Consider the following 10455-nt stretch of genomic DNA (forward strand, 5'->3'; position numbering starts at 1 on the left):
CTGAGTTGCTGGGCATCCCTAGAGAAATTATCGATAAAAACGAAAGCTTTGTCCCTAATATTCAGCAGCTATATACGTTGTGGCTGTTGGACTACAACAACAAGTATGTGCGCTGCCGCTATTATCCCTCCTATCCCCTGCTGGCGTTGGTTGCCAATAGCAGAGAAGAACAAGCCACGCGAGATAAATTCAAGAAAATTCACAGCGACAAGTTCACCTGGGTGGCAGAATTTTCTAAATATTATGTCGAGTGCATTAAGCAAGGTAAGCCCTTATGAAATTTGTATCATCGCTCATCCAAAATAAATTTTTAGCGGCAATACTCGCAGGCGTTGCGTCAATAGGAGCTTTTCAGGTTTGGCAACATAACCAAGCCCAACAAGAGAAGACTCTCAAGCAGGCGAAGACTAACTGTGGTGTCTACTTAGGGCTAGGAGAGGACGCAGTTAAGCGCAGTCCTAGCCTTAGAGCGCTCAAGTACGACAACAAGCTACTACGCGGATTGGAGCAAGTCGGTAGTAGCCCTGATTTAACAAAGCCTGGGGCTTATGTAATGCTTTTTCGCACCCCAGCTTCCACTCTTCCACCTAATGCTGTGCCCTTTGATGATTCGTTCTTTACTAGTTTGTTAAACAAGGAAAAATACCCACCTAAAACATTAATGATTCGGGCAGTTTCCTTTGATTTAAAAAGTAGACAAGCCACTGTGGAATCATTTTGTACTAGAAGACCTTTTGTAGTTAATTTTGATGATTTATATGCTGAATACCAACCGATTGATCGTGATATCAAGCGCAGTAACTCTGATCTCCTTTTCTAGCCTTCCAGCCGATGCCAAAGCCCAGCCCCAGCAAAACCAATCATTCCTGACTCAGTTCCAACAGATTTACAGTAGCTTGCAGACTTACATCAATAATTATCAGAGGGAGTTTTCTAAAAGTTTGGGCAAGCTGTCAGCTGAATTAACCCAGGCAATTGAATCCAGTGTTGGGGATTTGGGTATTCCCGATCCCCTGAAAGCTGGCAAGAATATTGAGAAAGTAATTCAGAAGCAAGAGGGCAACTTACTAATACTAGATCCTCGCATTCAAGCCAGAGATGCTATCAAAGACTGGAACCAGCAATATACACGCGGTCAATCCCAATCGGTTCTAGGTGCTGAAGGTCAAAGAGTCCAATCGCAGGAGGCAGCAATAACTAATGAGGCCACTGCCCAATCAAGTGAAAATGCGATCGCCGCGCAGGATGATGTAATCACCCAAGACATTCTCAAAAAGGTCGCCATTCAAAACTTGCAAGGCGTTGTAATTGCCAAATCTATCCATGCAGAAACGCAAAAACAATCCCGTTCTTTGGCTGTTACAAATATGAATCTTGCCGATATTTCTAGCCGGATGGATGAGCAAGCGGCGGCGAAAAATCAGGAGTCCAACGCCGCATCTCGCCAAATCATCCAATCTGCCGCCTCTACTGATTCATTCTGGAAGAATCAATGATTACGCTACCTATTCTTCTCACTCAAAAATTGGGGCAACAGCCTGGAGAAAATACGGGCACTACAAACTCAGGTGAAATAGTTCAAGGCGCTATTGAGGGCGCGGATTTAATCTATAAATCGTTTGAGAATGATTGGCTAGAGTTAGCGTCCGGCACTAATCCAATTTATACAGCTGTTGTCGCTATCTCCACCCTTGCAGCAGTAGTAATGATCGCTTTTGCTTCTGTTGGATGGTATCGAAAATATGCAGAATCAGGCTTTGGCTTCGACTTCGTTTCCGAAATGGTCTTACCATTATTAGTAATCGTAATGCTTAGTAATAATGGCTTCCTTTTGGCAAACACCATTCTTGCATTAAAAAACGTATCTACTGGACTAAATAGGAGCATTCTAAGTATTACGAGAAACGGCGTAAATTTGAAGGATGCTATACGAAATGTCAACGCCGATCAAAGCTTTATTATAGCCGCACAATCAGCATTAGCTAAGTGCGAAACATTAGGAAGCGAGAAACAGGAAGGCTCGGAATCAAGCCCTAAACAAGCTTGTATTCAGGATGCCATAGACAATACCCGGAGAGACGCGCAGAAGGCTAGAGAAAAGACTGGCGCAGGCTCTGGCACAGGAAGCTGGAACCCATTAGACCTTAGTGGCGAACTTATCAACAGCGCGATTCAAGGCTTTGTTTATGTGATTCTGAGTGGGTTATCGGCAGCATTTCAATATGTAGTTCAGCTATCGTTTTTGATGGTTGCTTACGTTGCGCCAATCTTCCTAGTTTTATCTTTACTGCCTTTCCAAAGCAAGCCTATTTATGCTTGGCTGGCTGGATGGTTAGGGCTGACATTGGTTCTCATTTCGTACTCAATAACAGTAGGTATTATTGCCAGCGCGATAGTTGCCAAGCCCTCGTCCAATCCTTTGTTAATGCAACTTTTGCAAGCCATTTTTTCGCCATTACTCGCGGTCGCCATCGGTACTGGTGGTGGAATGTCTATATTCTCAGCTTTCACTAATGGGGTTAAATTCTCGGTGGGGTTACGGAGATGAAATTACTAGAGAGAAAAGAGTTAAATCTTACCCCAATATTTTTGATAGGAAATGCTGCTTTATTGACAATGTTGTTATTAATAGAAGTTCTCAGTTTTGCTCGGATAGCAACAATTTCTAAGACGAAAGCTTCGACCTTGGTAGAATTGTCTGACGGCGAATCTATCAGAGTTATTCCTATAGGGAGCCTTGAGCGAACGCCCCAAGCTATTACGCATTTTGTCGGGCAGACAATGACCGGACTTTTAAGTTGGAATGCTCTACCAAAGCCAACCGATGATTACAAGATAGACCCCAGCAAACAATTAAAATTAGATGCTGGGATATCGACATCAAAAGCCAAGATTACTACTAGCACATGGGCTTGGGGCTTTGCGTTGTCAGAAGATTTTCGCGCCTCATTTCTTGAGGAGATAGGTAATCTCACGCCGCCCGATGTCTTTAATGGGTCTACGCAATCAATTCTAAAAGTCAGCCTCATCAGTCAGCCGACTCCTATTAAGGATGGGCAATGGAAAGTAGATATGGTTGCAGAGCTTGTTGTTTTCCAAGGCAGCAATTTAGTTGGTAAGCCCATCGCTTTTAACAAAACTGTATTTGTCAGGGCGATTGATACGGCTGCCCTGCCTAGATTTGCGTCCGATGTTCAAGAAACCGCATCAAGGGTTCGTAAAGCGGGGTTGGAAATTTACAAAATCCAAGATTTAGACTTATGAAAAAGAAACAGCAAGAGCCTTTGCCAGAGGCAACTATTGAGATAGAGTCGCAAGATTTTGCCGCCATGAACGGCACTAAAACTTCTCAAATCAATGATTCAATTCAACCCTCCGAGAACCCCGCTCCAGAAGGAATTGTTACTTCTCGAACAGTCTCGCAAGATTTTGCCGCCATGAACGGCGCTAAAACTTCTCACGCTAATGATTCAATTCAACCAGAACAGAATCCCGCCCCAGAAGAAATTGTTACTGCTCGAACAGTCTCGCAATCTCCACTCTTAAAAATGGGCGTTGTTGCCCTAATTTGCCTTCTCTTCGTGGCGCTCATTGGGGCAATGCTAGGCAACTCAATGAATGTGCTGAAGTTTTCCAAGGGCATTGTGCAACCGCCTACAGAAGAGCAAACGCCCCTAGCAGAGCCGGAAAATGAGACGGGGAAGGATAAAACAGCGCTTGCTCTGACTAGCCAAAATTACGAGTTAAAGCAGATTCGCGATCGCTTGCCTAGCCCAACGCCTACCCCTAGCGCAACCTTAGCCCCAGCCCCAATCGCACCCGTTACCCCTCCGATGCAACCAGTGCAGCGCCGACAACGTTCTTACCCAGTCGCCAGTCAGCCAGCTTTGCCGAGAACTTTCCCCCAGGCTAGAGTTTCGCAACCCCAGCCTCGACCCCAGCCCAAAATTGCCCAGCCGAGCAGACAATCTCCTTTGGCGTTCCCAACGGCTGCAAGCAACGCCCCCACCCAAGACCCCACTCAGCAATGGCTTCTCGCTGCAAACGCTGGCAGTTTCAGGAGTTCAGTCGATGAATCAGAAAGCGAAAAACCCATCAAGATTAATGGAATTGAAGGAGGTACGGGAGGAGCTACACAAGTCGCCCAGAACACTACCATTAATTACAACGCTCTTCGCGTAATTGTTGGCAGCACCGCAGAGGGTAGGCTAGAAACGCCGATCGCTTGGGGCACTGGTGACGCTGGCAACCAGAATTACTTGGTGAAACTAACAAAACCCTTAAAAGCCTCAGATGGTAGGGACGTACTACCCGTGGGCGCTTATCTGGTTGTTCAATTAGCAGAGTCCAATGGTTCGGGTTTCGCCAAACTGCGTGGTGTTTCAGTGTTGGTCAACTCTAATGGCGATACGCAAGAAAAGAAACTCCCAGAAAATGCCGTTCTGATAATGGCCAAGGATGGTGGTTTCTTAAAAGCAGAGTCTCGCAGAGGCAGTAATCTGGGCAACAATTTCATCTCTGCTATTGTTGCGGGAGTCGCCAAAGCTGCCGAAGTACAGAATCGCCCCATAACTCAAGTCAGCAGTAACTCTAATGGCTTCTCTACTAGCTCCACTACCAACGAGCAAAAAGATTTATCCGCCGCTTTTGGAGAGGGTGCATTTAATAGCATTCTCGACAATATCAAAAGCTCAAATGTCGCCCGTTCCCAACAGTTAAGCGGTAGAGAAGAAGTGTTTGTGATCGACGTTGGCAAACCAGTTCAAATATTCGTTAATCAGACAATATCGCTCTATTCACAATAACGTTACGGTAAACATGAAAAAATGTTAAAGAAAACCACTATTATTGCAGCATTTTTAATCTTAACTAGCGCGGCAAAAGCAACGGCGATACCTGCCCGAACGGTTTACCAGAACGACGCAAACTCCAATGCCATCGAATTAAAGGTGTGGAAGGGCTACGGGCTAACTATTAATTTGATGTCTACAGGAGAAACTATCAAGCAAGTTTGGATCGGCGATCCAAGTCGCTTCGCCTTTACTTCAAATGGTGCTTTATGCCAGTCATCAGGCAACGATTCTGACTGCACAGGAGGCAAAGCGACTGTAATTTTCCTTCGCCAGATTGACCCGATCAACTTCCCTGTTACCTCTAGTAGCAATGGAAGCACTCAAATTACAGTACTTACCAATGATAATCTTTATCAATTTAAGATAGTCCCTGCTACTGGCAACCCAGCCTATACAAGCTTGGTGATTAAATCGGATTCGGAGCGCCCATTGCCAATTACGCGTCCGCGAACGCCGCAACCGCTAACAGTTGAAAAACCGCAATCAGCGCCGCCACCACAAACAATAACAGTTCAAAAGCCTCAGCCTGTTGCCTTAATGCGCCCCAATCCTGGGACTACGCTAAATGGTGCGATTCAGAGGAACGATGCTAATGCTCTCGCTTTTGGGCTAGCAGAAGCTGGGCGTAAAGGTCAGGTTCGACCCGGATCTACCACCTGGAACAAGGTGCAAGATGCTATCAAACTATTGCGGCGTGGCAAGACAAAAGATGAGGCAATTTCACTTTCTCAGGTCGATAAAACCACTTTTTATCAATTACTTGAATGGGGGCGATTGTGAGTGAATTGTTAAAAATTGTTCGCAAAAAACTAGACGAGTTTCTCTATTTGTGTAGGTGGGGAAATGAATTGTTGATATTTTCCGTAACAGCCTAGTTATTAACTCTTACTGTTGTTAAAATCATGAAGTTTAAACTCTTTCTACTGACTGCTTTCGCCTCCCTGGTTCCACTTTCCGCCTCAATCGCAGAGACACCGACAACTACCCCGACAATTGAGCATTCCCAAGGGAATTACAAAACTGCTGCCCCCGACTGGTCAAAAATCACATGGGATACTTTGCCACCCGTTCAACAGCCAGGATTTTTAAAGATACCTAAAAACCTGATTTCAGTTTTTGGCTACGACCCCTCGCGCTCGTGGACAGCAGGGCAAAAAGTAGACTCTGTTGTGATGTTGGGCGACGCGGATGATGCTTTTAAGATGTCGGACTTGAGCTTAAAGGCTATTGACACGGTGGCTTTGCCCACTACAGGCACAACCACCAAACCCACCCTCAAAGACTTTGGATTAATGCAATGGCAAACGCCAAAAACATTAGTTAAAGCAATGCCTGAATTAAGCAATTTGAGCCTATCAGAAGTTCCCCCACTAGCCGATCTATTTTCTAGGAATGGTGCTGCTGGACTGGGTAGCAGCACTATTTCTCAAGCCATAGCCTCAAATCCTCAAGTCGCAAACCTGACACTAGATAAGATTGACCTAAGTAAGTATTCTCTTAATTCAATTCCTGGGTTGGACAAAACTCAATTAGGGAAATTTAAATCATGGCAGCAAGCTTATCTCAATCAAATTCCTAAATTAAGTCAAGTGCCCTTTGATAAAATGCCTCAGCCTATTAGCTCTGGGATAGACGTTGTGGGTATCGTGTCGGTTGTACTTGGGACGGCTGAAAAAGGCGATGCAAGGGCTGGGAATGATTACTTTGTGTCTGGCAGCGTTGTCAGAGGCGACCGCACTTTAACAGTCGCCTGTCCTCCAAGCATTGAATGCTCATACTTAGAGATGGGGGATTTTGCTGGCAGTCAGGGCGGCTTATATGGCAAGCGCTGGGCATCTGGCTCATCTCAGCAAGTTAAGGGCGGTTATGGGTTCCTAGCAGCCGTTAACGGTGGGAAGGAACCAACAGGGCGGCTAGTGTATGGTAATGGGTTCAAAGTGGCGCTAACTGGAGTTAATGAATCCCTTGGGACTGCCGACTTTGGCTTATTCTTTAGGATCTGTGCGCGACCGCCATTTCAGCAGAAAACTTGCACCCCTTACTTCATTGGGCCAGTTCCCTGGTTGCCCGTGAGTGAGAATGATTTGGTTATCGTGGGGACGGGACGATGACCGAACAATTCGCAATTCGCAATTCGCAATTCGCAATGGGAAAAAGTGAATTGGAAATGACAGGGACTCCTAAGACAGAGGTTAAGCCAAATCAATTTATTCCCCCAGGTATTGAATCGGCTCTGTTTTCCCCCGCAGGTTTAGGGGTATTCGCCTGTGGCGCGGTGATCGTAATCGCCAAAATCATTGATAGTAGGGGAGGTATTGCCAAGCTAGCGACAGCGCGCTGGGGCGGGACAAGAGAGAAAACAGCGGCTCGTCAGTTGGCGTGTAAACAAATCCAGCAACGCTTGCATAACCGAGTATCTTTATATGTTGGTACTCCCAAGAATACAACGAGCGAGGTTATTAATGGTGTCCGTAGAACTTGCATCCCTGAAGATTCAACAACCCTTTATTTTCCAGAGGCACAGCGAGGCATCCTAGTATGTGGTGGCCCAGGGAGTGGAAAGTCATTTTCAATGATTAATCCCCTGATTCGCTCTGTAATTGATCAGGGCTTACCTCTGGCTTTATATGATTTCAAATATGCCTCCCAGGAATCAGCTGATTCTCCATCTAAAGGGCAAGCTCCAATACTTGCAGGGTATGCGATAGAACGCGGTTATCAGGTTACTGTGCTTGCCCCAGGCTTTGCAGAATCAGCAGTTGCCAACCCTATAGACTTTCTTCGCAGTAATGAAGACTCAGAAATGGCACGGCAGCTTGCGATTACACTCAATCGCAACTTTCAATTGGGTGATAAAGATTCTGGAAATAGCTTCTTTACCAACGCAGGCGATCAGTTAGTCCAAGCCGTCTTTATGCTGGCAAAGGGCACAGAGTATCCAGATATCATGATGTGCCAAGCGATACTAGGATTGCCAAAGTTAGTTAAGCGCATTGAGCAAGCCGCCGAACTAAACTTCATGGTTAGAGAAGCTTTCGCACAGTTTGTATCTGTTGCAGGGTCGCCAGAAACAGCAGCTAGTATTGTGGGTACAGCTAGCGGATTGTTCAGTCGTTTTATGGTTCCCTCGGCCTTAGCAGCATTCTGTGGAAAAACTAATATTCCACTGGATTTGAAGGGACGGCAGATGGTGGTATTCGGGATGAACAAAGAAAAGCGTGATGTAATTGCCCCTTTGCTTGTCTCGATTCTGCATTTATTAGTTAGTCGGAATGTAGCTAACAAACGTACTTGTCCTTTGGTGTTGGGGATTGATGAATTACCCACATTATATTTACCAGCACTGGTTGATTGGCTGAATCAGAACCGCGAGGATGGACTAATTTCTATCTTAGGTTTACAAAATCTCTCAATGCTGATTGAATCTTATGGTGAAAACACAACTAATGCAATATTTGGTGGTTGTGCGACCAAAGCATTCTTTAATCCCCAAGATGATGTAGCCGCCGAACGATTTAGTAAGTTTTTAGGTGAAGAGGAAATTAAATACAAGCAACGTTCTCGCTCATCATCCGGCAAGGGTGGTGCAAGCATTTCTAATTCTGACCAAAACAGTACCCGAAAATTATTTGATGTCAATCAATTTAACACTTTACCATCGGGGAAAGCAGTAATTATTAGTCCAGGTTTTGGTTCTCGTGGTCAAATAAGTTTGCCAATCTTGCAATCAATTAAAATTCCTCAACATGAAATCAAATCGGAAGCTGACAGTGTGAAAACTTGGTACGAGTTTCAAAAGTTTTTATCTAAAAAGTCTACTCTCTTAACTCCAGCAGATGAAGAAATGAAAATTCGCCGAGCCTCCGCGATAAAATTGTTACCTTTGATAGAAAATCAAGAGCAATTATCAGAATATGCGAGTCTGATTTAAAGAAATATTGTCTGGAATAAAATGGAAGTCAAAAATACTTAGGATAAAATTCATGTCGCCAAGTAAGTTTTACCCGTTCTCTGATTATGACAGAAAACAAATTGCTAAACTTCCTCCTGATATAGCAGCCCTAGCAGATAAATATCCAAGCGAGATTTTAAACACTGCTGATAATTGGGATAACTTGCCTTTTGATGCTAACTATTTTCCTGAGTGCTTTGAAGTCTATAGCGGCGATGCAGATGATGCCAACATTTTTGTATTAAATGGTGTTCTGAAAGATTATGTCCCGGCTGATGCTGAAAAAAATACATCATCGATAACAGTGATGATTGATGGAGAATTTGCTTACATTGAAGTTGAAGGGAGACAGGTTCTTAATAAACTTGGTGGCATAGTTTTGCCAGAAGTAGCGATTAATCCTGAACTGTTAATTCAGTCAATTCTCAAAGGCGAAAAGAATGATTGACGATGGTGAAGCGAAAGAAATTAAGCGAGATTATCTAGATATTTTAGAATCTCTCCTCAAACTCATCCATGCGAAAGCTAAAGAAAAAGGATTAGATCCCAGCAAGGATGTTCATATTTACTCTAGCTCTAGTAAAGTTTATCAAGGAACATTGGGAGAATCACCCTCTAAAAACTTATTAACACCAACGATAGTAGAGAACTTAAAAAAAGCTCTGTCTGACCCGAAAAATTCTCAAGGTGCAATTTCTATTAAAATTGGTCATGAAAAAGTATTCCATATTAAAAATGGAGAAGTGCTGACTGACAAATTAGGTTTAGCTCCAACATCACAGAAAAATAAAGTTGTAAGTAATGAGCGAATCTACAGTGTAGAAGCTTTAGGAAAACAAGTGCAAGTATTGCAGAAAAAACTAAGCGAACAACAAAAACTTGTAGATAGTATCAAATCAGAACAGCTTTCACCCGAATCTTTATCACAACTAGCTGCTCAAGTTGCCGAAATGAGTAAATCCTTGGAGAAGCAGCAACAGTTGATTGAAAACACCCAAAAAGCATTGTCACAGGTAAATGAACGGTTTTTACCACAAGTTCAAAATACGGTTCTTCAAAATTGGGTGGGTACGGTTGAGAACCAGGTAAAACAAACTGTTAAAAATGTTTTTGAGCGGGTTAAAGATGTGCTAACACCTGAAGTTAGTAAGCTCAGAAAGGAAATTGCTTCACTCAAATCTCAAGTAAATGAACAAATTACTAGCTTCAAGGATGAAGTTAAATATCAGACTGACAGTGTAAGGAATGAACTCAATCAACAAGTTGGTAACTTAACTCAAGAGTTACGTACACAAGCAGATGGTGTTAAAAACACTGTAGAGCAAAGCCTTATGGGTGTTAAGTCAGCTATTGACAATACTCGAACTGAACTACGGGCTGCTGTTGATGATGTTAAAGGTCAAGCAATTGAGCAAAGTGTTAAAGCCCTGCTGAACATCTTGGGCAAAGATAACCCTGATGGTTCTAAGAGTTTTAAAAGTACAAATTTTGATTTTGAACGCCTTGGCGATAATGTAATTGTTCGTGCCAAAAACGGCGAGACTGTTCTCACTGATGGAGTTTTATCGCCTAACGTTTCAGAGAAACAGTTACAGGCAGGGTTAGCGCGTCTCAAACCCTATTGACAGGTGGAGTCTAGCTCGCGTGTTG

At 43.8% G+C, this 10455-nt stretch carries 11 protein-coding genes; all 11 read left to right on the forward strand.

Features of this window, described 5'->3' with window-relative positions:
- Positions 1–278, forward strand: a 278-nt coding sequence (locus RM049_RS38600; RefSeq protein WP_322708014.1) for a hypothetical protein, incomplete at its 5' end; no start/stop codon positions are given.
- Positions 275–820 carry a hypothetical protein gene (locus tag RM049_RS38605; RefSeq protein ID WP_322708015.1) on the forward strand — a complete coding sequence of 182 codons (546 nt, stop codon included), beginning with the start codon at positions 275–277 and terminating at the stop codon, positions 818–820. The genes RM049_RS38600 and RM049_RS38605, both read left to right, overlap by 4 nt.
- Complete coding sequence (locus RM049_RS38610) at positions 783–1496, forward strand: hypothetical protein (RefSeq protein WP_322708016.1); 714 nt, start codon at positions 783–785, stop codon at positions 1494–1496. Before RM049_RS38605 ends, RM049_RS38610 begins: the two co-directional genes overlap by 38 nt.
- A complete protein-coding gene (locus tag RM049_RS38615) occupies positions 1493–2548 on the forward strand; it encodes a hypothetical protein (RefSeq protein WP_322708017.1) in 1056 nt (351 codons plus the stop codon). Before RM049_RS38610 ends, RM049_RS38615 begins: the two co-directional genes overlap by 4 nt.
- Positions 2545–3264 (forward strand): hypothetical protein, encoded by a 720-nt coding sequence (locus RM049_RS38620; RefSeq protein WP_322708018.1) that lies wholly within the window; start codon positions 2545–2547, stop codon positions 3262–3264. The genes RM049_RS38615 and RM049_RS38620 overlap by 4 nt, the downstream gene beginning before the upstream one ends.
- Complete coding sequence (locus tag RM049_RS38625) at positions 3261–4805, forward strand: hypothetical protein (protein ID WP_322708019.1); 1545 nt, start codon at positions 3261–3263, stop codon at positions 4803–4805. Before RM049_RS38620 ends, RM049_RS38625 begins: the two co-directional genes overlap by 4 nt.
- Positions 4806–4826: 21 nt before the next feature.
- Positions 4827–5633: a hypothetical protein gene (locus RM049_RS38630; protein WP_322708020.1), complete on the forward strand. Its 807-nt coding sequence runs from the start codon at positions 4827–4829 to the stop codon at positions 5631–5633.
- 122 nt (positions 5634–5755) lie between these two features.
- A complete protein-coding gene (locus RM049_RS38635) occupies positions 5756–6964 on the forward strand; it encodes a hypothetical protein (protein WP_322708021.1) in 1209 nt (402 codons plus the stop codon).
- Positions 6961–8784, forward strand: a complete 1824-nt coding sequence (locus RM049_RS38640) for a type IV secretory system conjugative DNA transfer family protein (protein WP_322708022.1) — start codon at positions 6961–6963, stop codon at positions 8782–8784. Before RM049_RS38635 ends, RM049_RS38640 begins: the two co-directional genes overlap by 4 nt.
- 52 nt (positions 8785–8836) lie before the next feature.
- Entirely contained in the window at positions 8837–9253 is a 417-nt protein-coding gene (locus RM049_RS38645; RefSeq protein ID WP_322708023.1) for a hypothetical protein, read from the forward strand.
- Positions 9246–10430 (forward strand): hypothetical protein, encoded by a 1185-nt coding sequence (locus RM049_RS38650; RefSeq protein WP_322708024.1) that lies wholly within the window; start codon positions 9246–9248, stop codon positions 10428–10430. Before RM049_RS38645 ends, RM049_RS38650 begins: the two co-directional genes overlap by 8 nt.
- Positions 10431–10455: the final 25 nt, after the last annotated feature.

The sequence above is a fragment of the Nostoc sp. DedQUE04 genome (assembly GCF_034530995.1).
Classification (GTDB): Bacteria; Cyanobacteriota; Cyanobacteriia; order Cyanobacteriales; family Nostocaceae; genus Nostoc.

What these genes read in the sequence shown, in the direction of transcription:
- RM049_RS38615 (WP_322708017.1), top strand. Translation starts at nt 1,493, where the DNA reads ATGATTACGCTACCTATTCTTCTCACTCAAAAATTGGGGCAACAGCCT.
- RM049_RS38625 (WP_322708019.1), top strand. Translation starts at nt 3,261, where the DNA reads ATGAAAAAGAAACAGCAAGAGCCTTTGCCAGAGGCAACTATTGAGATA.
- RM049_RS38630 (WP_322708020.1), top strand. Translation starts at nt 4,827, where the DNA reads ATGTTAAAGAAAACCACTATTATTGCAGCATTTTTAATCTTAACTAGC.
- RM049_RS38650 (WP_322708024.1), top strand. Translation starts at nt 9,246, where the DNA reads ATGATTGACGATGGTGAAGCGAAAGAAATTAAGCGAGATTATCTAGAT.
- RM049_RS38605 (WP_322708015.1), top strand. Translation starts at nt 275, where the DNA reads ATGAAATTTGTATCATCGCTCATCCAAAATAAATTTTTAGCGGCAATA.
- RM049_RS38620 (WP_322708018.1), top strand. Translation starts at nt 2,545, where the DNA reads ATGAAATTACTAGAGAGAAAAGAGTTAAATCTTACCCCAATATTTTTG.
- RM049_RS38640 (WP_322708022.1), top strand. Translation starts at nt 6,961, where the DNA reads ATGACCGAACAATTCGCAATTCGCAATTCGCAATTCGCAATGGGAAAA.
- RM049_RS38645 (WP_322708023.1), top strand. Translation starts at nt 8,837, where the DNA reads ATGTCGCCAAGTAAGTTTTACCCGTTCTCTGATTATGACAGAAAACAA.
- RM049_RS38635 (WP_322708021.1), top strand. Translation starts at nt 5,756, where the DNA reads ATGAAGTTTAAACTCTTTCTACTGACTGCTTTCGCCTCCCTGGTTCCA.